Source organism: Nocardioides sp. R-C-SC26, assembly GCF_021246465.1.
In the GTDB taxonomy this organism is placed as follows: domain Bacteria; phylum Actinomycetota; class Actinomycetes; order Propionibacteriales; family Nocardioidaceae; genus Nocardioides.
The window spans coordinates 37487-62549 of sequence record NZ_JAHRHK010000014.1; the positions used below are offsets into that span (position 1 = coordinate 37487).

At 72.5% G+C, this 25063-nt stretch carries 21 protein-coding genes; 15 read left to right on the forward strand and 6 right to left on the reverse strand.

From position 1 onward, the window contains the following. Positions 1-74: 74 nt before the first annotated feature. Positions 75-1445 (reverse strand): MFS transporter, encoded by a 1371-nt coding sequence (locus KSO97_RS13230; RefSeq protein ID WP_232679633.1) that lies wholly within the window; start codon positions 1443-1445, stop codon positions 75-77. A 192-nt stretch (positions 1446-1637) separates the two neighbouring features. On the opposite strand from KSO97_RS13230, the gene KSO97_RS13235 reads away from it, so the two are divergent. From KSO97_RS13235 to KSO97_RS13250, 4 genes are all read left to right on the forward strand, one after another. Further along, positions 1638-2633, forward strand: coding sequence for an AMP-binding protein (locus tag KSO97_RS13235; protein WP_232679635.1), 996 nt, complete (start codon positions 1638-1640; stop codon positions 2631-2633). After that, positions 2630-3604 carry an o-succinylbenzoate synthase gene (locus KSO97_RS13240; RefSeq protein WP_232679637.1) on the forward strand — a complete coding sequence of 325 codons (975 nt, stop codon included), beginning with the start codon at positions 2630-2632 and terminating at the stop codon, positions 3602-3604. The genes KSO97_RS13235 and KSO97_RS13240 overlap by 4 nt, the downstream gene beginning before the upstream one ends. Further along, positions 3601-5202 (forward strand): 2-succinyl-5-enolpyruvyl-6-hydroxy-3-cyclohexene-1-carboxylic-acid synthase, encoded by a 1602-nt coding sequence (menD, locus tag KSO97_RS13245; RefSeq protein WP_232679639.1) that lies wholly within the window; start codon positions 3601-3603, stop codon positions 5200-5202. The genes KSO97_RS13240 and menD overlap by 4 nt, the downstream gene beginning before the upstream one ends. Before the next feature lie 148 nt (positions 5203-5350). Further along, positions 5351-7219: a Na+/H+ antiporter gene (locus KSO97_RS13250; RefSeq protein ID WP_232679641.1), complete on the forward strand. Its 1869-nt coding sequence runs from the start codon at positions 5351-5353 to the stop codon at positions 7217-7219. A gap of 67 nt (positions 7220-7286) precedes the next feature. On the opposite strand, the gene KSO97_RS13255 is transcribed toward KSO97_RS13250, so the two are convergent. Together KSO97_RS13255 and KSO97_RS13260 are read right to left on the reverse strand one after the other, a co-directional pair. Continuing rightward, positions 7287-8957, reverse strand: a complete 1671-nt coding sequence (locus KSO97_RS13255) for a DUF885 family protein (RefSeq protein ID WP_232679643.1) — start codon at positions 8955-8957, stop codon at positions 7287-7289. A gap of 82 nt (positions 8958-9039) precedes the next feature. Then, a complete protein-coding gene (locus KSO97_RS13260; protein WP_232679645.1) occupies positions 9040-10365 on the reverse strand; it encodes a hypothetical protein in 1326 nt (441 codons plus the stop codon). Positions 10366-10528: 163 nt separating this feature from the next. On the opposite strand from KSO97_RS13260, the gene KSO97_RS13265 reads away from it, so the two are divergent. The 5 genes from KSO97_RS13265 to KSO97_RS13285 all read left to right on the forward strand — a co-directional run bounded on the left by KSO97_RS13265 (position 10529) and on the right by KSO97_RS13285 (position 14752). Continuing rightward, entirely contained in the window at positions 10529-11725 is a 1197-nt protein-coding gene (locus KSO97_RS13265) for an acetoin utilization protein AcuC (RefSeq protein WP_232679647.1), read from the forward strand. Between the two features lie 133 nt (positions 11726-11858). Then, the gene (locus KSO97_RS13270) at positions 11859-12068 is read left to right on the forward strand and encodes a helix-turn-helix domain-containing protein (protein WP_308188304.1); all 210 of its coding nucleotides are present in this window, start codon (positions 11859-11861) and stop codon (positions 12066-12068) included. 151 nt (positions 12069-12219) lie between these two features. Further along, complete coding sequence (locus tag KSO97_RS13275) at positions 12220-12321, forward strand: 30S ribosomal protein bS22 (protein ID WP_008356322.1); 102 nt, start codon at positions 12220-12222, stop codon at positions 12319-12321. Positions 12322-12365: 44 nt separating this feature from the next. Further along, positions 12366-13481, forward strand: a complete 1116-nt coding sequence (locus KSO97_RS13280; protein WP_232679649.1) for an NAD-dependent epimerase/dehydratase family protein — start codon at positions 12366-12368, stop codon at positions 13479-13481. A 5-nt stretch (positions 13482-13486) separates the two neighbouring features. After that, a complete protein-coding gene (locus tag KSO97_RS13285) occupies positions 13487-14752 on the forward strand; it encodes a lysophospholipid acyltransferase family protein (protein ID WP_232679651.1) in 1266 nt (421 codons plus the stop codon). A 60-nt stretch (positions 14753-14812) separates the two neighbouring features. On the opposite strand, the gene KSO97_RS13290 is transcribed toward KSO97_RS13285, so the two are convergent. From KSO97_RS13290 to KSO97_RS13300, 3 genes are all read right to left on the reverse strand, one after another. Then, positions 14813-15976: a DUF5667 domain-containing protein gene (locus tag KSO97_RS13290; protein ID WP_232679653.1), complete on the reverse strand. Its 1164-nt coding sequence runs from the start codon at positions 15974-15976 to the stop codon at positions 14813-14815. A gap of 111 nt (positions 15977-16087) precedes the next feature. Then, positions 16088-16915 (reverse strand): sigma-70 family RNA polymerase sigma factor, encoded by an 828-nt coding sequence (locus KSO97_RS13295; protein WP_232679655.1) that lies wholly within the window; start codon positions 16913-16915, stop codon positions 16088-16090. 160 nt (positions 16916-17075) lie between these two features. After that, positions 17076-17873: an HAD family phosphatase gene (locus KSO97_RS13300; protein WP_232679657.1), complete on the reverse strand. Its 798-nt coding sequence runs from the start codon at positions 17871-17873 to the stop codon at positions 17076-17078. A 276-nt stretch (positions 17874-18149) separates the two neighbouring features. Here KSO97_RS13300 and KSO97_RS13305 point away from each other — a divergent pair, with 276 nt between their 5' ends. The 6 genes from KSO97_RS13305 (at position 18150) to KSO97_RS13330 (ending at position 25056) form a co-directional block, all read left to right on the forward strand. Then, the gene (locus KSO97_RS13305; protein ID WP_232679658.1) at positions 18150-19730 is read left to right on the forward strand and encodes a class I adenylate-forming enzyme family protein; all 1581 of its coding nucleotides are present in this window, start codon (positions 18150-18152) and stop codon (positions 19728-19730) included. Next, the gene (locus KSO97_RS13310; protein WP_232679660.1) at positions 19727-19990 is read left to right on the forward strand and encodes a glutaredoxin family protein; all 264 of its coding nucleotides are present in this window, start codon (positions 19727-19729) and stop codon (positions 19988-19990) included. Before KSO97_RS13305 ends, KSO97_RS13310 begins: the two co-directional genes overlap by 4 nt. Before the next feature lie 237 nt (positions 19991-20227). Further along, on the forward strand, positions 20228-20914 hold the full coding sequence (locus tag KSO97_RS13315) for a redox-sensing transcriptional repressor Rex (protein ID WP_232679662.1): 687 nt from the start codon (positions 20228-20230) through the stop codon (positions 20912-20914). Continuing rightward, entirely contained in the window at positions 20911-22269 is a 1359-nt protein-coding gene (locus tag KSO97_RS13320) for a glutamyl-tRNA reductase (RefSeq protein ID WP_232679664.1), read from the forward strand. Before KSO97_RS13315 ends, KSO97_RS13320 begins: the two co-directional genes overlap by 4 nt. After that, positions 22266-23213 (forward strand): hydroxymethylbilane synthase, encoded by a 948-nt coding sequence (gene hemC / locus KSO97_RS13325; RefSeq protein ID WP_232679666.1) that lies wholly within the window; start codon positions 22266-22268, stop codon positions 23211-23213. The genes KSO97_RS13320 and hemC overlap by 4 nt, the downstream gene beginning before the upstream one ends. Positions 23214-23322: 109 nt before the next feature. After that, on the forward strand, positions 23323-25056 hold the full coding sequence (locus KSO97_RS13330) for a uroporphyrinogen-III synthase (protein ID WP_232679667.1): 1734 nt from the start codon (positions 23323-23325) through the stop codon (positions 25054-25056). Positions 25057-25063: the final 7 nt, after the last annotated feature.

Here is a 25063-nt window from a genome sequence, read left to right on the forward strand (position 1 = left end):
TCCGTCGGCCGACCGAGAAAACTGCAGACCGACCGGCCCAGCGGCCCACCGCGCCGCCGGCCCACCAGCCGCGGCTACCGCGTCGGGTCGAGGTCGTACCGATCGAGGAAGCGTTGGCCTGCGCGGGCGGCGGGATGCAGGCCGACCGTGGCGAGGACGACGATGCCGGCGATCACGAGCCAGCCCTCGGCGCCCCACTCCATCGCCAAGAAGGTGTAGGCCGCGGGCGCCCAGACGTAGCCGAGCGAACTGCCGAGGTTGCCGGCGCCCTGGTACTCGCCGCGCTTGTCCGGGTCGGAGAGGCCGGCCTCGAGCGCCCAGCTCGCGGCCGAGAGATAGAGCTCCGCGCCGGTGACCGTGACGTGCCCGGCCCACACCAGCAGGATCGTCGTCCACCCCAGCGTGTCGTGGGTGATCAGTGTGATCAGGCAGGAGACGACGAAGAAGACCGAGCTGATCCGCGCGGCACGCAGCGCGGTCGGGACATCGCGGACCCCCCGTGAGGCCAGCATGGGCAGGAAGATGCACATCACGGTGTTGGTGCCGAAGAGCCAGGCGAGCAGCACCCGCGGTGCGTCCGTCTCCTCCACCAGCCACAGCGGGATCACGATCTGCAGCAGCACCTGGTTGGTGTTGAGCACCCCGCCGAAGAACGAGGCCGACAAGAACCCGCGGTTGCGCAGCGCGCCGGGCACGACCCGCTCGCCGGCGGCATCCTCGACGGCGCCTTCCACGGCCAGCTCGACGGCGACGGCGTCCGGCACCTCGGCGGACGCGGCGTCGGGCGGCTCCTCGACGGGCGGTCCGCTGCGGTGCGGGGCGGCGGGGAGCCGGGTGATCCAGTACGCGTTGACGAGCGCGAGGACGGCGACCAGCCACGGCAGTGCGCGGACGACGTCGTCGTCGAAGAGCAGCGCGAGGCCGCCCAGGCTCGCGCCGAGCGTGAAGCCGAGGTTGAGCACCGAATACATGTAGGCCTGGGAGGACACCCGCTCGGCCTGCGGGAGGATGTCGAGCACGTAGGCGCCGCGCCCGGCCCCGCCCGAGCTGTTCACCACCTCGATGACCACGCTCATCACCAGGAACGCAGCGAACCCCTCGATGAATGGCCACACGGCGTACATCGATGCCGTGCCCAGCGCGCCGAGAGCCCACATCCGCTGCGGCCCGATCCGGTCGGCGAGCTTGCCGGCCGGCACGGCCACGATCATGGACACCACCCCGGCCACGGTGATGCCGACACCGACCTGGGCGGCGGAGAGCCCGACGATCTGGGTGAAGAAGACGGCGCCGACGGTGATGAAGGTGCCGTCGCCCACGGCGAACAACAGCGACTGCACCGAGAGCCGTCCCGCCAGAGGGGACGGCGGCCGCGCGTAGCGACGCAGCGAGTCGACGACAGCAGGCACGTCGTCCATGAGACCACCGGCCACCGACAGGCGCACCTGGATTCCTGAACCACTCAGTGCTTCCGCGGAGAGGGCAGATGTCGGCCGGGCGCCGCTCCCGCACGCACCTGAGCCCCTTCGACTCGGTCGCCGTGCCCCCGGCACGGCTCTCCTCGGCGGCACTCATGCACGCACCGGAACGACGCCCACCACGACAGCCCCTCTCCGCGGAACCACTAACGTCCAGGCATGCCCGATCAGCCCGACCACGTGGACGACGTCGTCGCCCGCGCGGCTGCGTGGCTGGAGGCTGCCGATCCTCCGCCGTGGATCATCGAGACCTCCGGCTCGACCGGTGCTCCCAAACGGGTGGTGCTCTCCCGCCGGGCGGTGCTCGCCTCGGCCTCCGCCACGACGACGCGTCTCGGCGACCAGGGTCGGTGGGTGCTCAAGGTTCCGGTCGACTACGTGGCCGGCCTCCAGGTGGTCTGCCGCTCGCTGCTGGCCGGGCACGTGCCGGCGCTCGAGTGGCCCGAGGGCACCGGCTGGTTCACCTCGCTGGTGCCCACCCAGCTGCACCGCCTCCTCGACGACCCGCACGAGACGTCGGCCCTGTCCCGGGCCCACACCGTGCTGCTCGGCGGTGGGCCGATCGACCCGGCCCTGCGCGGGCGTGCCGCCGCCGCCGGCATCCGCGTCGTGGCCACGTACGGCGCGGCGGAGACGGCGGGCGGCTGTGTCTACGACGGCCTGGCCCTCGACGGCGTCCGCGTGGACCTGGAGGCCGACGGGCGCATCCGGCTCGGCGGTCCGGTGCTCGCCGACGGCTACCTCGACGCCCCCCACCTGCAGGCCGAGTCGTTCGTCGACGGCTGGTTCCGCACGAGCGACGCCGGCGAGCTCGACGACGAGGGACGCCTGCGGGTCCTCGGCCGGATGGACGACGTCGTGGTCAGCGGCGGTCTGAACGTGCCCGGCCCTGCGGTGGCGGCGCGCCTGCGTGCGCACCCCGACGTCGACGCGGCCGAGGTGCTCGGTGTGCACGACGAGGAGTGGGGGCAGCGGCTGGTCGCGTTCGTGGTGGGCACGGCGTCCGCCGACGCGCTGCGGGCCTGGGTCGCGCTGGCGCATCCGCGAGCCTGGGCGCCGCGGCAGGTCGTGCCGGTCCCTGCGATTCCGCTCCTGCCGAACGGCAAGCCCGACCGCCTCGCGCTCACCTCACTGGCCGAACGAGCCGCGCGATGAGAGTGCTCGCCATCCCGCTGCGCACCCGCTTCCGTGGCATCACCACCCGCGAGGTCGTGCTCCTTCCCGGGCGGGAGGCAGCGCAGGGTGCAGCCGGGTGGGGGGAGTGGAGCCCGTTCCTGGAGTACGACGACGAGGTCGCGGCGCCGTGGCTCGCCTGCGCCCGCGAGGCGGCCGCCGGTGACTGGCCGACGCCGCTGCGCGACGTCGTCCCGGTGAACGTGACGGTGCCCGCCGTCGGGCCCGAGGTCGCGCACGACATCGTCGTGCGGGGTGGTTGCGCGACCGCCAAGGTGAAGGTCGCCGAACCCGGCCAGAGCCTCGCCGACGACGAGGCGCGCCTCGAAGCCGTCCGCGACGCCATCGGTCCGGCCGGAGCTGTCCGGATCGACGCGAACGGCGCCTGGGACGTCGACACCGCCGTCGCCGCGATCCGTGCGCTGGACCGCGCCGCCGGAGGTCTGGAGTACGCCGAGCAGCCGGTCGCCGGCGCCGAGGCTCTCCCCCCCGCCCGCCGTCGGGTCGGCGTGCCGATCGCGGCGGACGAGTCGATCCGCCGTGCGGCCGACCCCTACCGGGTGCGCGATCTGGAGGCCGCCGACATCGCCGTTCTCAAGGTGCAGCCGCTCGGTGGTGTGCACGCCTGCCTGCGCATCGCCGAGGAGATCGCTCTGCCCGTCGTCGTCTCCTCCGCGCTCGAGACCAGCGTCGGGATCGCCGCGGGGGTGGCGCTCGCCGCCGCCCTGCCCGAGCTGCCCTACGCCTGCGGCCTCGCCACGGTGCAGCTGCTCACCGACGACGTCGGTGTGCCGCCGCTGCTGCCGGTCGACGGGGTGCTGCCGGTGGGCCGGCCCGTGGTCGACGACGCCGCGCTCGACCGACTCGCCGCCTCGCCCGAGCGCGTGGCGTGGTGGTCGGCCAGACTGGCGGCCGTGCAGTCCCGATCCGAGCCCCACCGGTACCGCCGATGACCGCGACCGCGCTGGCACGCGCCGTCGTGCAGCGGCTCATCGACGTCGGCGTGCGCGAGATCGTGATCGCGCCGGGCAGCCGCAACGCACCGCTGACGTTCGCCGCCTTCGACGCCGCGACGGCGGGCCTGCTGCGCCTGCACACCCGCCTCGACGAGCGCAGCGCCGGGTTCCTCGCGCTCGGCCTGACCCGCGAGCACAGTCGCGCCGCGGTGATCTGCACCTCCGGCACCGCCGTGGCCAACCTCCACCCGGCCGCGCTGGAGGCCGCCCACGCCGGCGTGTCCGTCGTCTTCGTGACCGCGGACCGGCCCGCCCGCCTCCGCGGCACCTCGGCCAACCAAACGACCGAGCAGCCCGCGATCTTCGGACCTCTCGTGCCGTGGCACGACCTGGCCGACCTGGACGACGTGGCCCACCTGGGGGGACCGACGATCTCGACCGCCGAGGGCCCCACGCATCTCAACGTGCAGCTGGACGACCCGCTGATGCCGGAGGGGACGTCGCCCTGGACGCCGTCTGCTCCGCCGCACTCGCGTCGCCCGGAGCGACTGGTCACCGCCACGCCGCTGCCGCTCGGACCGCGGACCGTCGTCGTCGCCGGTGACGACGCGGGCCCACAGGCCCGCCGGATCGCCGAGACGGGAGGCTGGCCGCTCCTCGCCGAGCCGAGCAGCGGCTCGCGCACCGGTCCGGCGCTGCGCACCTACCGGCTGCTGCTCGGCACCGACCTCGGACGGCAGATCGAGCGGGTCGTCGTCGCCGGGCGGCCGACCCTCTCGCGACCGGTCGCCCGACTTCTCGCGCGGGAGGACGTCGAGGTCATCGCCCTGCCCGGCCCTGGCGCCGCGGCACGACGTCCGTTCCCGGTCGCGGCATCGGTCGAGGACGTCGTCGTGCCGAGCCTCGACGCGGCCAACGCCCCGTGGCTGGAGTCCTGGCGCACCGCCGACCGCGACCTCGCACGACGCATCGACGCCGTCCTGTCCGCCGAGCCCGACCTCACGCCGTACGAGGTCGCTGGGGCGGTCAGCCGGGCGCTGCCGCCTGAGGGGTTGCTGGTCCTCGGCCCGTCCAGCCCGATCCGCGACCTCGACCTGATGGCCGCGCCGTATCCCGTCGGCCAGCGTCGCAAGGTCATCGCCAACCGTGGTCTCTCGGGCATCGACGGGGTGGTCTCCACCGCGATCGGCGCAGCCCTCGGACGCCGCGACTCCAGCCGCGCGATCGCGCTGATGGGCGACGTCACGTTCCTGCACGACGCCAACGGGCTCCTCCTCGGTCCCGGTCAGCCCGAGCCCGACCTGACGATCGTGGTCGTCAACGACGACGGCGGCTCGATCTTCGCGATGCTCGAGCAGGGCGCGTCCGAGCACGCCGACAGATTCGAGGCACTCTTCGCCGCACCGCACGGCGTCGACCTGGCCGGGCTCTGCGCGGCGTCGCGGACGCCGCACTGGCGGGTGGAGAGCCTCGCCGAGCTCGAGCAGGCCCTTGCGACGCCCAACGGCGGCATCGACGTCGTCGAGGTGCGGGTCCGTCGCGACAACCGGCGCGACCTCGATGAGCGGCTCCGCGCCCTCGCCCTCGGCGGCTGAGAGTCTCGACAGGCTCGACCACCGGGCCGGCCGGTCATCGAGCTTGTCGAGATGCGGTGGGGGTCTCGACAGGCTCGACCACCGGTGGCGGGGGTCTCGACAGGCTCGACAATCGGCGGATCCAGGCTGAGCGGAGCACACTGCTCCTGTGGAGATCGCGCTGATCCTGGTGGGCCTGGCCGTGGCGGTGCTCGTGGTCACCGGGCTGTCCGAACGGGCCGGCATCCCGGCGCCGTTGAGCCTGATCGTCGTGGGCACGGTCGCCTCCTACCTGCCGGGCATGCCGGAGGTGCACCTGGAGGCCGAGGTCGTGCTGCTCGGACTGCTCCCGCCGCTGCTCTACTCCGCGGCCCTGTCCACCTCGCTCGTCGACTTCAACGCCAACCGCCGGCCCATCCTGCTGCTCTCGGTCGGGCTGGTGGTCTTCACCACCGCCGGCGTGGCACTGGTGGTGCACTCGCTCGTGCCGGGGGTCGGCTGGGCGGCGGCGTTCGCCATCGGCGCCGTCGTGGCCCCGCCGGACGCCGTCGCAGCGACCGCCGTCGGACGGCGTATCGGTCTGCCGCGCCGGATCGTGACGATCCTGGAGGGCGAGTCGCTGCTCAACGACGCGACGGCCCTGGTCGCGCTCCGGACGGCGATCGCCGCGGGCGGCGTCGGCATCACCGCCACCGAGGTCGGCCGTGACTTCCTGGTCGCGGCCGGGGGCGGCGTCGTGACGGGCGTCGCGGTGTTCCTGGTCGTGGCCAAGGTGCGGCGGCGGATCCACGACCACCTCATCGACACGGCGCTCTCGCTCGTCGTGCCCTTCGCCGCCTACGTGATCGCCGAGGAGGTGCACGCCTCGGGCGTCATCGCCGTCGTGATCGCCGGTCTCTTCCTGGGGCACAAGGCGCCGCTCCTGCAGAGCGCGCAGTCGCGAGTGGCGGAGCGCACCAACTGGCGCACCATCGCGTTCGTCCTCGAGAACGCGGTCTTCCTGCTCATCGGCCTGCAGGCCGCCAGCCTCATCGAGGACGTCGGGCGCAGCTCGCTCTCGGGCGGCCGCGTCGTCGCGGTCTGCGGGCTGACGCTGGTCGCCGTCGTGGTGTTGCGGATGTTGTGGGTCTTCCCGGCCCGGTACCTCATCGTGCGACCGAGTGCCGACCCCGACAGCGGTCAGCTCCCGCCGCCGTCCTACACCTTCCTGCTGGGCTGGGCAGGCATGCGCGGCGTCGTCACGCTCGCCGCAGCCTTCGTGATCCCGGTCGAGACCGAGCATCGGGAGGTGCTGCTGCTGGTCGCCTTCACCGTGGTCGCGGGCACGCTCCTCATCCAGGGCCTCTCGCTGCCCTGGATCGCGCGACGCTTGCGGGTGCCCTCACCCGACCCGCTCGACGATGCTCTGGCTCGAGCGACGCTGCTCCAGCAGGCCTCCAAGTCCGGGCTCGCGAGACTCGAGTCGATGGGCATCGACGATCCGCACGGCGTCGTGGAGCTGATCCGCCAGCGGGTCGACCAGCGGAACTTCGCCGCGTGGGAGCGGCTCAGCACCACCGTCGACGAGGAGTCGCCGAGCGACCTGTATGCCCGGGTGCGCCTGGCCATGATCGAGGCCGAGCGGGAGCGGGTGCTGCAGATCCGATCCTCGGGCACGACGCCCGCCGACGTCGTGGCCGATGTGCTCGCGCTGCTCGATGTGGAGGAGTCCATGCTCGACGTCGCCACCGAGGAGCGGGCCGAGGTTCGCTCGACGGCGCGCACTCGTCGTCCGATGGACGAGTGCGACCATCTGCTCTCCCATCCCGTCGACCCCGACGCCGCGGACGGCGCCGACTCCTGCGCGCGCTGCCTGGCCGACGGCACCCGGTGGGTGGCGTTGCGCCGCTGCCTGGACTGCGGCCATGTCGGGTGCTGCGACTCCTCGCCCGGTCAGCACGCCACGGCGCACTTCCACGACAGCGGCCACCCGGTGATGCAGTCCGCCGAGGCCGGCGAGGACTGGCGGTGGTGCTATGCGCACCACCTCACCGCCTGACACTGATCGGGTTGGCGCTGGGAACCTCGGTGGTCGAGGAGGTCGCCCTGCGACCGTCTCGAGACCGCTAGGCGGGCAGCCGCTCCCGCACCACCTCGTCGAGGACGCCGAGCGGCAGCGAGCCGTTGTCGAGGACGGCGGAGTGGAACGCCCTGATGTCGAAGCGCGCACCCTGGCGCGCCTCCGCGGCGGCGCGGATCCGCTGGATCTCCAGACGGCCGACCATGTAGCTGGTGGCCTGCCCCGGCGTGCAGATGTAGCGATCGATCTCCGGACGCACCATCGCCTCGGCCAGCGGCGAGTTCTCCACCATGTACCGGACGGCCTGGTCGCGGCTCCACCCCAGCGCGTGCAAGCCGGTGTCGACGACGAGCCGGCAGGCCCGCATCGAGTCGGCGGCAAGCATGCCGATCCGGTCGATCGGCCCGGAGTACAGCCCCATCTCGTCGGCCAGCCGCTCGGTGTAGAGCCCCCAGCCCTCGGCATAGGCGTTGTTGTGCAGGTGCTTGCGGAACTCCGGGACGCCGGCGAGCTCGGCGGCGATCGTCAGCTGCAGGTGGTGCCCCGGGATGCCCTCGTGGAAGGCCATCGACTCCAGCTCGAAGGTGCCCCAGGAGCCGGGGTCGTCGGTGTTGATGAAGAACGTGCCACCGCGCGACCCGTCGGCCGACGGCGGGAAGTAGAAGGCCTTGGGACCCGACTCGGTGCCCTGCACCGCGCACGGCGCCTGCGGGAGCACCTCGAACCACGCCGGCATCGCCTCCCACGCGCGCGCCATCGCGACCTCCGATGCCGTCACCATCTGCTGGCCGTCGGTGAAGTGCAGCGCCGGGTCGTGGCGCATCGCATCGAAGATGGTGGCCAGGTCGTCGCTCCCGACGACGGCGGGCCCGAGCGCGCGGTACTCCTCGGCGAGTCGCGCGACCTGCTCGACGCCGAGGTCGTGGATCTGCTGCGCGGTGAGGTCGGTCGTGGTCGAGAACCGCAGCATCGTCGCGTAGGCCCGATCGCCGTCCGGGATGGCGCCGAGGCCGCACCGCTCGTCGGAGCGTCCGCGCGGCAGCACCACGTCGCGCAGCGCGTCGCGGTAGTCGGCCATCGCCGGGAGCAGGGCCACGCGACCGACGCCCGTCATCTGCTCGCGCCACGCCTCCGCGTCCGACGTGCTCATCGACTCGGGCGGGGCGGGGAGCGCGGCGACGACGGGGGAGTCGGCGAGCGTCGAGGCCAGCTGGGCGTCGAGCTGCTCCACGCTGTCGGCGACGGCGAACGCAGCGGGAGTGCGCCCGGCGGCCAGGCCCTCGCGCAGCCGCTCGATCCGGTCGCGGTAGTTCTGTGCGACGCCGCGCAGCTTGTCGGCCATCGCGGCGGCGACGTCGCGATCGGGGAGGTTGAGCATCGGCAGCACGATCGGCACCTCGACCTGCGGGCCGAAGATCGGGTCCGCATCGATCTCGGCGAGCCGCGTCTCCGCGACGTCGGCGTAGGAGGCAGCGCTGTGCGCCAGCACGTCGCGGGTCAGCCTGCCCGCGGCGTCGAGCGTGGCGTCGTCCAGCGCCGCGGCTCGAGCGCTGACGTCGCGCAGCGCCGCGACGTCGGCGTCCTCGCTCGCGCGGTCGGCGCGCTCGTAGGCGTTCGCGAAGCGATAGTCGCCGAGCAGGTGCGCCTCGGTCGGTCGAGCACGCAGGAAGTCGTCCCAGAAGGTCGCGGCGAGGTCGTCGAGTTCAGCAGCGCTCATGCTGACGACAGTAGAGCCAATGGCGGGACCCGCACACCGGAGAATCTCCCCCCCCCCCCGATCCCCGACAGCCTGCGATTCCCTACGGCGGGAAGTCCGACGGTGGGCTGAACAGCACCAGCCAGCGGATCCAGCCGATCTGCCCGGCGATGCCGACCAGCACCCAGAAGGCGGTCAGCGACCAGAGCGCGACCGGTCGCACCCGACCGCGTGCTGCGCCGACGAGCACGATCGCCAGCGGGAACAGCGGTAGCAGGTAGCGGAAGATGCTGGTCGTGCCGTCGACGACGGCGAGCAGATAGAGCGTGTAGGCCAGGCACCACACGCGGAGCCGGACGTCGATGCGCGGGGCGACGCGCGGCACCAGCGTGACGAGCACGAACAGGGCCGCCGCCATCATGGCCAGGGCGGGCAGCACCCAGATCCGGTCGTGATAGGTCCAGGCCCACTCGATCGCGTTGAGCCACGGACGGAACGGTTGGATCTCATCGACCCCGCGCCACGCCGTCATGGTGCGGGGATAGGCGTCGCGCTCGCCGGTGCCCCACCACGCGAGCGTCGTCCACAGCAGTCCCGAGCCCCCGGTGAGGGCGGCGGCACCGAGCATCGCGGCGCCCTCGCGGCGGCCGATCGGACGGATGCGGCGTGCGTGCCAGCGCAGCGCCAGGGCGGCCAGCACCACGATCACCAGGGGCAGGGCGATCGGGCGGGTGAGACCCAGCGCGAGCGCCACCATGCCGGCGCCCCACCATCGCTCGCGCACCAGGAGGAGGAGATAGGCCAGGAGCAGCAGCATCGAGTAGGACTCGGTGTAGGCGAACTGCAGTGCCGGCGCGACCGGGCACGCGGCCCACACCGCGACGGCGGCGAGGGCGACCCGTTCCCCGTCCCGGAGACGTCGGCGTGACGGGCCGCGCTCGGCATCGGTGAGCGTTCCCGTTCCTGCGCCTGCTCCTGCGCCGGCCAGGGCGCCGGCCCAGGTATCGGCCAGCAACCGTGCCATCAGCACCGCGGCGCCGAGGCCCGCGAGGAGCGCGAGCAGCGGGGCGACCGTCGCGAACTCCAGACCGGTGGCCGCTCCCACCCAGCGCGCCGAGAGCGGGAACAGGGGATAGAAGGCCCAGGGGTTCTGCTGGGCGCGGCCGTCCGGACCGACGGGGATCTCGGCGGGGTAGCCGTCGTCGGCGATCCGCTGGTACCACTGCGCGTCCCAGGACATGGCGAGGTCGATGTCGTCCTCACGCGGTCCCGTCACTCCCGGGAACCACTCCTGGTCCCGCGCGGCCAAGTTGAGCAGCACCGCGGAGACCACGCGCAGCGCGAGGTAGACCACGGCGGCCCGCACCTCCAAGCGCCACCACAGCCGTTGCCAGAGCGGAAGGTGCGTGACGGCGACGTCGGCACTCATGCCGCGCTCAGTCCCGGATCATGACGTCGCCGCGCTCTGCCCGGTCGCCCCGTGTCCTGACCACGCGGCGATCCTGCCATCACCCTGGTTCGGCCCCGACTGCGCCCACAGCCGAGGCGGGCACGGGCGGCGAGCCTCCGGCGCGCTGGAATAGGCTCGCGGTGTGGAGTGTCCCGGAGCGTCGACGGTCGTCTTCGACCCGACGTTGACCGAGTACGACTTCGGCCCTGACCACCCGATGGCGCCCATCCGGGTCGACCTGACGCTCGAGCTGGCTCGTCAGCTCGAGATCGTGAGCGATGGCGGTGGCGCCGGTCTCCGCACCGTCCCCGCTCCGGTCGCCACCCTCGACCAGCTCGCCACGGTGCACGACCCACGGCTGATCGAGGCCGTCCAGCGGATGGGTGAGCGGCCGGGCCCCGGGGAGGAGCTGCACGGCCTCGGCACCGACGACAACCCGGTGTTCCGCGGGATGCACCATGCCGCCGCACACGTCGTCGGCGCCAGCCTCGAGGCTTTCCGTCAGGTCTGGTCGGGCGAGTCACTGCACAGCGCGAACGTCGCCGGCGGCCTGCACCACGCGATGCGCGACCGTGCTGCCGGCTTCTGCATCTACAACGACCTCGCGGTCGGCATCCAGTGGCTGCTCGACCAGGGCGCCCAGCGCGTGGCCTACGTCGACGTCGACGTCCACCACGGCGACGGTGTCGAGCGGCTGTTCTGGGACGACCCACGCGTCCTCACGATCTCGCTGCACGAGTCGGGTCAGTTCCTCTTCCCCGGTACCGGTGACACCGGCGACGTCGGCGGCCCCGAGGCGCTCGGCTCGGCGGTCAACGTGCCGCTCCCGCCGGGCACGGGAGACGCCGCGTGGCTGCGTGCCTTCCACGCCGTCGTGCCGCCGCTGGTGCGAGCCTTCGAGCCCGAGGTGCTGGTCACCCAGCACGGCTGCGACTCTCACGCCGAGGACCCGCTCGCGCACCTGATGCTGAGCGTGGACGGTCAACGCGAGGCCTACCTGGCCCAGCACGACCTCGCGCACGAGGCCGCAGGTGGGCGCTGGGTCGCGACGGGCGGTGGCGGCTACGCGCTGGTGCACGTCGCCCCGCGGGCGTGGACCCATCTGCTCGCGGCGGTGGCCGGCCGGCCGCTCGCGCCGGACACCCCGACGCCGGCGGCTTGGCGCGAGTTCGTGCGCGAACGGGCCGGTCGGGCGGCACCGACCACGATGACCGACGGGCGTACGCCGTCCTATCGGCCGTGGGAGGAGGGGTACGACCCCGCCGCATGGGTCGACCGGGTCGTCCATGCGACCCGGATGGAGGTCTTCCCGTATCACGGGCTCGATCCGATGCCCTGAGTGACACGCCGGATCCTCACAAGTTTCTGCTGTAACGTCTTCCCCACGCGTCACATCTAGCCCTATTCTCAGGCTCGTCGTGCCCGTGTCACGCCGGCGGGGAAGCCGGTGGCGGGTACTTAAGAAAGATCTGGTGCTCACCGTGTCTCACTCCTCAGGGCTCTCGGACCCCAAGTTCCTCACCATCGCCGAAGTCGCGACCATGATGCGCGTCTCGAAGATGACGGTCTACCGGCTCGTGCACGGCGGCGAACTGCCCGCCGTGCGGGTCGGCCGTTCCTTCCGTGTCCAGGAGTCCGACGTGGACGAGTACCTGCGCAAGAGCTTCTACAACGCCGGCTGACGTTCGAGGGCGGCTCGCGGCAGGCGCCGGTGGGCCGATGTCGGCGCAGGATCTCGGGGTGCCCGATTCCGCGCGCCTCGGTCACGCCGGTTAGGCTTTCGGGATCGTCCGGGCACCCCCGGGCGCCGTACATCGTGGAAAGTCGGTAGTCGTGGGTTCTGTCATCAAGAAGCGCCGCAAGCGTATGGCGAAGAAGAAGCACCGCAAGCTGCTCAAGAAGACGCGCGTGCAGCGTCGCAAGCTCGGCAAGTGACGCTGCGGGCACCGAACTCCTGAGTTGACGCGGGCGGCGATCTGATGGCTGACGCAGCGGGTACGCCCCAGGGCGGTCACGTCGTCCTGGTCACCGGGGTCTCTCGTGACCTCGGACGTCGCTGCGCCCGCGCTCTCGCCGAGCACCCCTCGGTGCGCCGCGTCATCGGGGTCGACGTCGTGCCCCCGCGCGGTGACATCGGCGACGTCTCGTTCGTCCGGGCCGATATCCGCAACCCCGTCATCGCCAAGGTCATCGCCAAGGAGGACGTCGACACCGTCGTCCACATGAGCGTGATCGCGACCCCCGGCAGCGCCGGTGGACGCAACACGATGAAGGAGCTCAACGTCATCGGCACGATGCAGCTGCTCGCTGCGTGCCAGAAGGCGCCGAGCGTGCAGAACCTCATCGTCAAGTCGACGACGACGGTCTACGGCGCGAGCAACCGCGACCCGGCCATGTTCACCGAGGACATGCAGCCCCGACGCGCTCCGCGCGCGGGCTATGCCAAGGACGTCGCGGAGATCGAGGGCTACGTCCGTGGTTTCGCCCGCCGTCGCGGCGACTGCCGAGTGCTGATGCTGCGGTGTGCCAACGTGATCGGTCCGCACGTCGACAGCCCGCTGACGTCGTACTTCCGCCTGCCGGTCATCCCGACCGTGCTCGGATACGACGCGCGGCTGCAGTTCCTGCACGAGGACGATCTCGTCGACGTCCTCGGGCATGCCCTGGAGTCCGACGTCGCCGGCACCTTCAACATCGCCGGCGAGGGCATCGTGATGCTCTCGCAGGCGCTCCGCCGTCTCCAGCGTCCCGGTATCCCGCTGCCCGGCTTCGCCGTGGGCGGGGTCGGGTCGGCACTGCGTTCGGCGCGTCTGGCCGACTTCTCGCCCGAGCAGCAGGCGTTCCTGACCTACGGTCGTGGCGTCGACACGACGCAGATGCGCGACGTGCTGGGCTTCCAGCCGCGCTTCACCACTGCGGAGGCGTTCGCCGACTTCGCCCGGGACCTGACGCCGACGGGCGGCCGCACCGAGCGGGTGCTCGGCGCTGTCGCCGACCGGCTGCCGAGCACGGCCGCGCTCTCCCGGGCCGCCGCCGCACCGCCGTCCTCGGTGCCGACGACGACGGGTCCTGTCGAGGCTGTCGAGACGAGGTGAGCGACATGGGTGACGCCGAGATCATTCCGATCGGCACGCGTGGCCGGCCGGGTCGGGGCGCGGGCAAGCAGCCCTCGTCCGCGGCGCGTGGGCTCGCGCCGTCCAAGGGTGGTGGGGCGAGGTCCGCCGCGAAGAGGCAGGCGGACTCTCAGCGACCCGCCGAGGATCCGGTCGCGCTGCACCCCGATGCGCCGGCCGAAGCGGACGCTACCCCGCACGATGCTCAGCCCGGGGGCGGAGGCCCGCAGGCTCGCCCCTACCGCGGTCCGGGGGCTCCGGGTGGCCGAGCCGCCGAGCAGCGCCCGACGCCGGTCGCGGACGTGCTGGCCGAGGCCGAGCGCGCCGCGGTCACCACGCGCGAGCGGCACCCGCTGCGCGGCATCCCCACCGGCGAATGGCTCGCAGCGTTCCAGCACGCTGCCGTGGAGCTGTTCGGCGAGCAGTGGGAGCCCAAGCTCGCGGAGTTCCTGGCGTTCCTGCGCCGCCGCGTCACCGGCGACTACATCGTCGACGAGTACGGCTTCGACCCCGAGATCACCGAGCGGTTCCTGATCGCGGCACTGCGTCCGATCGCGCAGAAGTGGTTCCGCATCGAGGTGCGGGGGGTGGAGAACATTCCCACGACCGGCGGCGCGCTGGTCGTCTCGAACCACTCCGGCACCGTGCCCGTCGACGGGTTGATGACGGCGGTCTCGGTCTTCGACCACACCGGCCGCAACCTGCGCGCGCTCGGGGCTGACCTGGTCTTCAAGATGCCGATCGTCAGCACCGCTGCCCGGAAGGGCGGCGCCACGCTGGCCTGCAGCGAGGACGCCGAGCGGATGCTGCGCGGTGGCGAGCTGGTCGGCGTGTGGCCCGAGGGATTCAAGGGCATCGGCAAGCCGTACGCCGACCGCTACAAGCTGCAGCGTTTCGGTCGAGGCGGATTCGTCTCCGCCGCATTGCGCACCGGCGTCCCGATCATCCCGCTCGCGGTCGTCGGAGCCGAGGAGATCTACCCGCTGGTCGGCAACATCCCCTCCCTGGCCCGGCTGCTGGGGGTGCCCTACATCCCCATCACGCCGCTGTTCCCGCTGCTCGGCCCGCTGGGCCTGGTGCCCCTGCCGTCCAAGTGGCTGCTGGAGTTCGGCGAGCCGATCCGCACCGACGAGTACGAGCCGGGTGCCGCCGACGACCCGATGCTGGTCTTCGATGTCACCGACCAGGTGCGCGAGACGATCCAGCAGACGCTGTACTCGCTGCTCATGCAGCGGCAGTCGATCTTCCGCTGACCCCGCGCCCGATGACCTCGTCGCGCTCCGGGGAGTGCGACGGACGAACTCGTCCCGGACCTACCTCTGGGACTTCTTGCCGTTGAGCAGCACCGACGTCAGGTCCTGGACCTGGGTCAGGGTCTCGGTGAGCGCCTCGGTCAGCGGGTCGGTGATCGGCGCCGTGTCGAGGTTGGTCACGAGCTCCCCCAACGGGTTGTCGTTGGTCCGACCGGTGCTGGTCGAGGACGCCTCGTCGGTCGAGCGACCGGGGAGTGCGCGGCTCGGGGGGATCTCCTCCTGCGAGGAGGCGGTCTCCGGGGCGGGCGACGCCGGGGTGGACTTCGAGGGGCGCTTGCCGCGCTGCTTGGCGGGCCGCGGTGCGTCCTGCGAGGCGGTGACGGCGGACGTCGACTTCTCGACGATGTCGCGCACCAGCCCACCGAGGTCGGCGGCCGCCGTGGTGAGCGAGGCGAGGGGGGCGTCGGAGCAGCTGGGGCAGAGGCTTGCGGCCTGCTGCTCGATGAGGCCGATCACCTTCGCTGCCGCGATCAGGGCGGCACGTGCCTCACGCGGCACCGACGACTCCAGGTCGCGCAGGGCCGCCAGGCTCGTGGCCGTGAAGGTGCGCAGTTCCTCGATGGCCGCCGCGCTGCCCGAGGCGGCGTAGTCACCGAGCAGCAGGTCCGAAGCCTGCGTCGCCTGGTGTGCGAAGTCGTCGAGGGTGCGGGCGATGACGGTGGCGTCGTCCTGACCACCGTTGCGGGTGAGCCGGTCGATCTCGTCCAGACGTCCGGCTGCGTTGTCGAGGAGGACGGTGCCCTTCTGGTCCGCGCCGTCGGTGATGCCCGCCTGGGCGTTCTCGATCGCTCGCTTGAGCGGGTAGAGGGTGTCGCCCGGCAGCGCGGACTGGGCCGCCACGGCCATCGAGGTGCCGGCGCTGAGGATCGCGAAGCCACCCACGGTCGCCGCCACACGACGATCGCGGCGGCTGCGCGCGGGTGCCGGGGCCTGACGGGCGGCGAGCTGGACGGCGGTGTCGGGCGCGAGGGCGCTCTCGGCTGCTGCCATCAGGCGCGACCGCAGGTCCGCGGCGAACTCCGGGCGGGGATCGGGGCGCTCGATGGTGCGCAGCGCCGCGACGACTCCCGCAAGCTCGTCCCACTCGGCACCGGCGGAGGCGCCGCGCTCGAGGTGGGCGTGGAACTCCTCAGCACGTCGGCGTGCCGGGAACACGGGGTTCATGACGATCGTCCTGTCATCGCTTCGGGGGAGCCTGTCACCTGGTGCAACGAACCGGACCGGCGCCGAGTTACGGCAGAGGCGGGCGATGTTGGGTGGATCACGGATCGCATCTCAGTCACGGATCCCCTCCGGCATCAGCTTCGCCAGGTTGCGGACGCCGCGCAGTTGCAGCTGCTTGACCGCTCCCTCGCTCCGCCCGAGCACGTCGGCGGTCTCGGCGATGCTCATGCCCTGGAGGAATCGCATCACCAGACAGTCGCGCTGCTCGGTGGGCAGCTGGGTGAGCGCCTGCAGAAGGAGCTCGTTGGTCAGGCTGCTGAGTACCGCCGTCTCGGGGCCGTCGGTCGCGTCGTCATGGTCCCCCATGTCGTCGGTGGTCAGCTCGAGACGGGTGCGGCTGGCCTTGAAGTGATCCGTCGCGAGGTTGCGCGCGATGGTCATCAGCCAGGCGCCGAAGTCCTTGCCCTGCCAGCGGAAGGTCGTCATGCTCCGCAGCGCGCGGAAGAAGGTGTCCGAGGTGAGGTCCTCGGCGATCGTGGCCGAGCGCGTCCGGTAGTAGAGGAACCGGTAGACCGAGGCGTGGTAATGGTCGTACAGCTGGCCGAACGCCTCGGAGTCGCCGCCGCGGGCCAGCTCGACGAGCGCGATGATCCGCACGCGGTCGCCCTCGGAGTTCTCCGAGGAGGTCGCCAGGTCGGCATCGCCGAATCCGGCTCCGGAGCCGCCAGACGGCGCCACGGTGCGGGTGAGGTCGTCGGCGACGGACCAGGCGATGCCGTGCTGGTGCGCGGGCCCGACGGTCGGACGCGCAGGCGTCGGGCGGAGGTCGCCTGACCCGGCAAGGGCCAGGAGTGGGCCGGTGCACGACGGCGTCAGGGCATGCGCGACGGCCGCGCGTAGGGCGTCGAGCCCACGCGCCAGTTGCGGCCGTGCCGGCATGGCGCCCTCCCCGGTGGCTCGCACCCCTGAAATCCCTCAAGCGAGCCATCGGCGATGGTAGGCGAAGAATGAGGCTTTCTCACAGGGAACGGAGAAATTCGATACCAGGTCGTGAACGCGGAGTGGCGAGTGGGGTTCGACAACCCCTCTCGGCGACCTCTCAGCCGCGGCGTCGCCGGAGCGCGACACCGGCCGCGATCGAACCGCTGACGGCGCCGGCGGCGGCGCCCACCACGAGCCCGGCTCGGGCCGCCTTGCGGCCGGTGCGGTAGTCCCGGATGCGCCAGCCCTGCTCGCGGGCGTGGGCTCGCAGGCGTGCATCGGGGTTGATCGCAACGGGGTCGCCGACCAGTGACAGCATCGGCAGGTCGTTGGCCGAGTCGGAGTAGGCCGAGCAGCGGCTCAGGTCCAGCCCCTCCCGCTCGGCGATCGCTCGGACGGCGACGGCCTTGGCCGGTCCGTGGAGCATGTCGCCGACCAGGTGCCCGGTGTAGACGCCGTCCACGTGTTCGGCGACCGTGCCCATGGCCCCGGTCAACCCGAGGCGTCGGGCGATGATCTGGGCGATCTCGATCGGCGCCGCGGTCACGAGCCAGACGCGTTGCCCCTGGTCGAGGTGGAGCTGGGCCAGCGCGCGGGTGCCGGGCCAGATCCGGTGTGCCATGCCTTCGTCGAAGATCTCCTCGCCCAGCTCCTCGAGCTCGGCGACGGTGTGCCCGGCGATGAAGCCGAGTGCCGAGGTGCGGGCCTCGGCGACGTGCTCGGGGTCCTCGACCCCGACGACGCGGAAGTAGGCCTGCTTCCAGGCCGCGCCGACGATGTCGCGGGTGGTGAAGAACTTGCGCCGGTGCAGGCCGCGCGCCAGGTGGAAGATGCTCGCGCCCTGCATCACGGTGTTGTCGACGTCGAAGAACGCCGCTGCCGACGGGTCGGGGGGGAGGTCGAGCGCGGCCTCCACCTCGGCGGGCGCCCCCCCCCCCCCCCCCCGCCCCGCCCCCGCCGCGGGCCCCCCCCCNCCCAGGGAAGAGCGCCGCCGCCGCGGGGGGGGGGGGGGGGCCGCGCGCGCCCCCCCCCCCGGCGCCCCCCGCCGCAGCCTCGCCGGCCAGCGTCGAACGCTGTTGCAGATCGAGGCGCCGGGGCCGGTCGCTGGGGGCCATGCCGTCACAGTACTGATCCGAGGAGGCGGTGGACGCAGTCTCCAGCGGACCCGTCGTGCGCTCACTACACTCTCGCCATGCCTGCGGCTGACGTCTCCGCTCTCGTCAGCGACGCTGCCGCCCAGACGCCGGATCGGCTCGCGATCGTGGAGGCGAGCGGCCGTTCGGTCACCTGGGGTGAGTTGGAGGACGAGGTCGGCCGCGTCGCGACCGGGCTGGCCACGCTCGGCGTCCTCGCCGGGAGCCGCGTGGTGATGGTGCTCGGCAACAGTCTCGAGTTCGTCGCGACCTATCTCGGCGTGCTGCGGGCGCGCGGTGTCGCCGTTCCGGTCAACCCGGGCGCCACTCCGACCGAGCTGGCGTTGCTGTTCGCCGACTGCGCACCGCGTCTCGTCGTGACCGACGACCACGCCGCGACGACGGTCCGCGAGGCCGTCGACGCCTACGCCGCGACAGCGGCCGGCCAGACGTCGTTGCGCACGGTCGTCGTCGATGTCGAGCTGCGCGAGGGGGAGAGGTCCTACGCCGAGCTGCGGGCCATGCCCGCACGCCCGACGCCGCCGCTGCTGGACGACGAGCTGCTCGCGGCGCTGCTCTACACCAGCGGCACGAGCGGGCTGCCGCGTGGCGTGATGCTCACCCACCGCGCGCTGATGGCGAACATCGAGCAGGTGGCCGCGGTCGAGCCGCCGATGGTGCACGGCGACGACGTCGTGCTCGGCGTGCTGCCGCTCTTCCACGTCTACGGGTTGAATGCGGTGCTCGGTTCGGTGTTGCGCCATCGGGCCAAGCTCGTCCTCGCCGACCGCTTCGACCCGCAGGACACCCTCGACCTCATCGACGACGAGGCGATCAGTGTGGTGCCCGCGGCGCCGCCGGTGTTCGCGCACTGGAGCCGGGTCGACCTGGAGGGTCGCCTCGGCCCGGTCCGCATGGTGCTCTCGGGTTCGGCTCCCCTCTCCGCGGAGGTGATCGAGGAGTTCGGTGCGCGTACCGGAGTGCCGGTCCACCAGGGCTACGGCCTGACCGAGGCCGCGCCGGTCGTCACCTCGACGCTGTGCTCGAACGATCCGCGGGTGGGTTCGGTCGGTGCGCCGCTGGGCGGTATCGATCTGCGTCTTGTGGACGACGACGGCCGTCCCGTCGAGGGCGACGACCCCGGCGAGATCCAGTTGCGGGGGCCGAACCTGTTCAGCGGCTACTGGCCCGACGGCGCCGATGGACCCGACGCCGAGGGGTGGTGGTCCACCGGCGATGTCGGCTTCATCGACGACCGCGGGGATGTCGTGCTCGTCGACCGGGTCAAGGAGCTGGTGATCGTCTCCGGGTTCAACGTCTACCCCGCCGAGATCGAGGCCGTGGTCGGCGAGGTCGACGGTGTACGCGGCGTCGCGGCGATCGGCATGCCCGACGAGATCACGGGGGAGGCGGTGCTGTGCTTCGTGGTCGCTCCCGAGCGTGATCCCGCCGCGATCGAGGCGGCAGTCCGTGCGGCCTGCGAGGCGCGGTTGGCTCGCTTCAAGGTGCCCCGGCGGATCGAGGTCGTGGCGGAGCTGCCGCTCACGATGACCGGCAAGGTGCAGAAGGGCCGGCTGCGAGGGCGCGAGCGGCGCCGGGCGCTCAGCCTGGTCGACGAGCCCGGCGGGTCCGTCTCGTGAGCACTGCGGCCCGGGTCCGGGTCTACTCGCGCGCCGGATGCCACCTGTGCGAGATCGCGGAGGAGGTCGTCGGCGAGGTCTGCGCCGCGCTCGGTGAGCGCTACGAGGTCGTCCTCATCGACGACCCCGGCTTCGACCCGGCGTTGCGGCGGCAGTTCACCGACGAGGTCCCCGTGACCTTCGTCGACGGTCGACAGCACGACTTCTGGCGCGTCGACGCCGGACGTCTGCGAGCGGCGCTCACCGCTCCGGACTCCTGATCGACGCCGCGCCGCCGGCCGACCTCCGGAGCCGGTCGGGGGGACGACTCCTGGGTACGACCCCCGCCGCGTGTGGCACTTCTCACGTGTGCTAGCCCGTCCGGTCGTTCATTTTGTTCTCGCGTTCACAAACTCCTACAGTGAGCGGGCCGCGAGCCCGCAGTGGCGCTCCCGAGGCGTCCCGCCGGTCCCGTCTTGGGGCCGGGTCCGCCAGCGTCGCGGCTGGAAAGAAGAGCAGTGACCGCACGGACTTCGAGCGAGAACGCCCGGGAGATTCCCGAGGCGACCGTCGCCCGTCTGCCTGTGTACCTGCGCGCGCTCGTCACGCTCGCCGACGACGGCATCCCCACCTGCTCGAGCGAGGAGCTCGCCACTGCGGCAGGCGTGAACAGCGCCAAGCTCCGCAAGGACCTCTCCTACCTCGGCTCCTACGGCACGCGCGGTGTCGGGTACGACGTCGACTACCTGCGGTACCAGATTGCCCGCGAGATCGGCGTGACCAAGGACTGGCCGGTCGTCATCGTCGGCATCGGAAACCTCGGTCACGCGCTGGCCAACTACTCCGGCTTCCGCAGCCGCGGGTTCCAGGTCGTGGCGCTGCTCGACGCCGACCCGGCCCAGCACGGCGAGATCGTCGCCGGGGTCGAGGTCCAGCCCTTCGACCGTCTCGAGGAGATCGTCGCCGCAGCCGACGTCGCCATCGGCGTCATCGCGACGCCGGCCGCGGCCGCGCAGTCGGTCGCCGACCGGATGGTCGGCTGCGGGATCACCAGCATCTTGAACTTCGCGCCCTCGGTGCTCGCCGTCCCCGACGGCGTCGACGTGCGCAAGGTCGACCTCTCCCTCGAACTGCAGATCCTCGCCTACCACGAGCAGCGCAAGTCCCAGACGGGCGCGCTGCTGGCCGACGGAGGTGCGGCGTGAGCATCCTGGTCGTGGGTATCTCCCACAAGTCGGCGCCGGTGGCGCTGCTGGAGCAGGTCGCCGTCGACGCGGACGGCGCCCACAAGCTCATGCACGACGCGGCGACCTGCCCGCATGTGTCGGAGTCGGCGGTCATCGCGACGTGCAACCGCATCGAGATCTATGCCGAGGTGGACCGGTTCCACGGATCGGTGGAGTCGCTCTCCCGCCTGCTCCTGGAGCGCGCCGACATCTCGGCCGAGGAACTCCTGCCGCATCTCTACGTCCACTACGACGACGGAGCCGTCGCCCATCTCTTCCGGGTCGCCGCCGGCCTGGACTCCATGGCGCTGGGCGAGGGCCAGATCCTGGGCCAGACCCGGGAGGCGCTGCGCACCGGTCAGGAGTACGGCGCCGTCGGCCCGTCGCTGAACGTGCTGTTCCAGCAGGCGCTGCGCGTCGGCAAGCGCACGCGCGCCGAGACCGGGATCGACACCGTGGCTCCCACGTTGGTCTCGGCCGCTCTCGACCAGGCCGCCGTCGCGGTCGGCCCGGTGGCCGGCGCGCGCGTGCTGGTCGTCGGCGCTGGTGCGATGGCCGGCCTCGCCGTCGCGACGGTGACCCGGCTCGGTGCCCGCGACGTCGTCGTGCTCAACCGCACTCCCGAGCGTGCGGATCGGCTCGCCAGGGAGTACGGCGCCCGGCCGGCCGCACTGCTGGACCTCCCGCTCGAGCTCGCCACCGCCGACATCGTGATCACCTGCGCCGGCGCGCGCGGGCTGCTCATCACCCGCGAGATGGTCGCCGCTGCGCGCCAGGGCACGACGCGGCCGCTGGCGTTGGTCGATGTGGCGCTGCCCCACGACGTCGACCCCGCCGTCGTGGAGCTCGACAAGGTGCTGCTCGTCGGGCTGGCCGAGCTGGCCGCGCAGATGAGCACCGCACCCGTCGGCGCCGAGCTGGCCGAGGTCGGCCGCATCGTCGAGGAGGAGGTCACCGCCTTCTTGACCGCGCGGCGACAGGCCTCGGTCGCGCCGACCGTCGTCGCCCTGCGCACCATGGCCACCGCCGTGGTCGACGCCGAGCTCTCGCGCCTCGACACCCGCCTTCCGCATCTGCCCGACCCCGACCGCGACGAGATCCGCCGCGCGGTCCGCCGCGTCGTGGACAAGCTGCTGCACGAGCCGACCGTGCGGGTCAAGGAGCTGGCAGGAGGTCAGGGCGCGATCAGCTACGAGCGCGCGCTGGCCGAGCTGTTCGCACTCGACCCGGACGCCGTCTCGGCCGTCACCCGACCGGGTGTGGGCGCGCGCGCGACGACGTCGGTGGAGTCGGGTGCCGACTCCACCAGCGATCTTCCCGGCGGTGCGTCGTGACCACCCCGACCACGCCCGTGCGCATCGGGACCCGCGCCAGCGCGCTCGCGACGACCCAGACCGCGCAGGTCGCGGCCATGATCGAGAAGCGCCTCGGCCGACCGACCGAGCTGGTCGAGATCGTCACCGACGGCGACCGCTCCCAGGCCGCCGGCACGCCGCTGGCAGGAGCGAGCGCGACCGGGGTGTTCGTGGGCGCCCTGCGCGATGCGCTGGCCGACGGCCGGGTCGACGTCGCCGTGCACTCGCTCAAGGACCTGCCCACCCAGGACGCCGAGGGGCTGGTGCTCGCGGCCGTCCCGCCGCGGGAGGACCCCCGCGACGTCCTCGTCGCGCGTGACGGGCTCACGCTCGGCGAGCTGCCCGTCGGCAGCCGTGTCGGCACCGGCTCGCCACGACGCGCCGCCCAGCTGCACGCGCTCGGCCTCGGACTGGAGATCGTGCCGCTGCGGGGCAACGTCGACACTCGCCTCGGCGCGGTGCGCGAGGGGCGCTTGGACGCCGTCGTCCTCGCAGGTGCCGGCCTGGCTCGCCTCGGCCGGTCGGACGAGGTCACCGAGGTGCTCGACCCGATCCAGATGCTGCCCGCGCCCGGACAGGGTGCCCTGGCGGTGGAGACCCGCGACGGCGACGAACTGGCCGATCATCTCCGCCAGGCCCTCGACGTCGACACCGCGCGGGCCGCCGTGACCGCCGAGCGCACGCTGCTCGCCGTGCTCGAGGGCGGCTGCTCGGCTCCGATCGGCGCCTTGGCCGACGTCGTGGAGGGCGAGGACGGCGACGAGCTCTGGCTCCGCGCCGTCGTCCTCTCCGACGACGGCGCGCTCAGCGTGCGTCTCTCGGCGTCCGGGCCGGTCGGCGATGCCGCGGGCCTGGGCCGCCGTCTCGCCGAGGAGATGCTCGCCGACGGCCCCGCCGACCTGGCCCGCAGCTCCTCCCCGTGAGCGACCGGGGCGGCCGGAACCCCTCAGCCCCGACCCTCGCTCCCGTCATCCCGTACGACCAGCCGCCCAGCACGACAGCCTCACCACAACCAGCAAAGGTGAACCGCGCATGACCACGCGAACCAAGACCGCACGTCCGAGCAGCTCGCGCACCGCCGCCTCCGGCAGCGCTGCCGAACGCCTGGCGCGCGCGTGGGTGTCCTTCGTCGGCAGCGGCCCCGGCGACCCTGACCTGATGACCGTTCGCGCGGTCGACCTGCTCCGTCGCGCGGACGTGATCGTCACCGAGGTCGCCGAGCACGAGGCGCTGGTCCGCACGGTGCTCGGGCTGCCCGCGCCGGTCGAGGTCAGCCTCGACGCCGAGGACGACGAGGCGGCCGACGGCGCCACCTCGCAGCAGGACGGCCCGGAGTTCGTCGACGGAGGCTTCGGCGAGGACGGGCAGCCCCTCACCCACGCCGCACGCGCCAAGGTCGTCGTCAAGCACGCCAAGCGCGGGCTGCGCGTCGTCCGGCTGCTCTCCGGCGACCCGTTCGTCTACGCCTCCGGCCCCGAGGAGGCCCAGGCCGTGGCCAAGGCCGGCATCGGCTTCGAGGTCGTGCCGGGTGTCTCCTCGCTCGGTGCGGTGCCCGCCTACGCCGGCATCCCGCTGACCACCAAGAACCACCGCGAGATGGCCGTCGTCTCCTGCGGCGAGAAGGTCGACTGGGCCGCCTACGCCGACGACCGCACGCTCGTGCTGCTCTCGGCCGTGGGCCAGATCGGCGAGATCGCCCAGCAGCTGGTTGCGGCGGGTCGCAGCCCGCAGACGCCGGTCGCCATGACCCGCGTCGGCACGACGACGGCTCAGCAGACGGTGACCTCGACGCTCGAGCACATCGCCGTCGACGCCCGCGCGGCCCGGATGGCGCCGCCGGCGATCACGATCATCGGCGACGTCGTCGATCTGCGCGAGACGCTGTCGTGGTTCGAGACCAAGGCGCTGTTCGGCTGGCGTGTGCTGGTGCCTCGCACCAAGGACCAGGCCGCGTCGCTCTCGGTCGGCCTGCGCGGATTCGGTGCTGTGCCCGAGGAGGTGCCGACCATCTCGGTCGAGCCGCCGCGCAACCCCCAGCAGATGGACAAGGCCGTGCGTGGTCTCGTCGAGGGGCGCTACGAGTGGATCGCCTTCACCTCCGTCAACGCCGTCAAGGCGGTGCGGGAGAAGTTCGAGGAGTACGGCCTCGACGCCCGTGCCTTCTCCGGTCTCAAGATCGCCGCGGTGGGGGAGAAGACCGCCGCCGCGATCGCCGACTGGGGTCTGCGCGCGGATCTGATGCCCTCCGGTGAGCAGTCGGCCGCGGGCCTGCTGGCCGACTGGCCCGAGTACGACGAGGTGCTCGACCCGATCAACCGGGTCTTCCTGCCGCGTGCCGACATCGCGACCGAGACCCTGGTGGCCGGTCTGATCGAGCTCGGCTGGGAGTGTGACGACGTCACGGCCTACCGCACCGTGCGTGCGGCCCCGCCGCCGGCGCCGGTGCGCGACGCGATCAAGTCGGGCAAGTTCGACGCGGTCGTCTTCACCTCCTCCTCCACGGTCCGCAACCTGGTCGGCATCGCCGGCAAGCCGCACCCCTCGACCGTCATCGCGGTGATCGGGCCGGCGACGGCCAAGACCGCCGAGGAGCACGGTCTGCGGGTCGACGTGATGGCGAGCGCGCCCGACGTCGACGTGCTGGTCGACGCACTGGCCGACTTCGGTGACGCACGCCGTCGGGCGCTGCTCGAGGCCGGTGAGCCGGTGACCAAGCCGTCGGACCGCAAGCCCGCTGCCCGGCGGAAGACCTCCTCGGCGCGGTGAGTCCGGT

Bases quoted from the DNA above. Each gene is read 5' to 3' on its own strand.
- KSO97_RS13235 (WP_232679635.1), top strand. From the start codon at position 1,638: ATGCCCGATCAGCCCGACCACGTGGACGACGTCGTCGCCCGCGCGGCT.
- KSO97_RS13240 (WP_232679637.1), top strand. From the start codon at position 2,630: ATGAGAGTGCTCGCCATCCCGCTGCGCACCCGCTTCCGTGGCATCACC.
- menD (WP_232679639.1), top strand. From the start codon at position 3,601: ATGACCGCGACCGCGCTGGCACGCGCCGTCGTGCAGCGGCTCATCGAC.
- KSO97_RS13255 (WP_232679643.1), bottom strand. From the start codon at position 8,957: ATGAGCGCTGCTGAACTCGACGACCTCGCCGCGACCTTCTGGGACGAC.
- KSO97_RS13260 (WP_232679645.1), bottom strand. From the start codon at position 10,365: ATGAGTGCCGACGTCGCCGTCACGCACCTTCCGCTCTGGCAACGGCTG.
- KSO97_RS13280 (WP_232679649.1), top strand. From the start codon at position 12,366: ATGGCTGACGCAGCGGGTACGCCCCAGGGCGGTCACGTCGTCCTGGTC.
- KSO97_RS13285 (WP_232679651.1), top strand. From the start codon at position 13,487: ATGGGTGACGCCGAGATCATTCCGATCGGCACGCGTGGCCGGCCGGGT.
- KSO97_RS13290 (WP_232679653.1), bottom strand. From the start codon at position 15,976: ATGAACCCCGTGTTCCCGGCACGCCGACGTGCTGAGGAGTTCCACGCC.
- KSO97_RS13295 (WP_232679655.1), bottom strand. From the start codon at position 16,915: ATGCCGGCACGGCCGCAACTGGCGCGTGGGCTCGACGCCCTACGCGCG.
- KSO97_RS13305 (WP_232679658.1), top strand. From the start codon at position 18,150: ATGCCTGCGGCTGACGTCTCCGCTCTCGTCAGCGACGCTGCCGCCCAG.
- KSO97_RS13330 (WP_232679667.1), top strand. From the start codon at position 23,323: ATGACCACGCGAACCAAGACCGCACGTCCGAGCAGCTCGCGCACCGCC.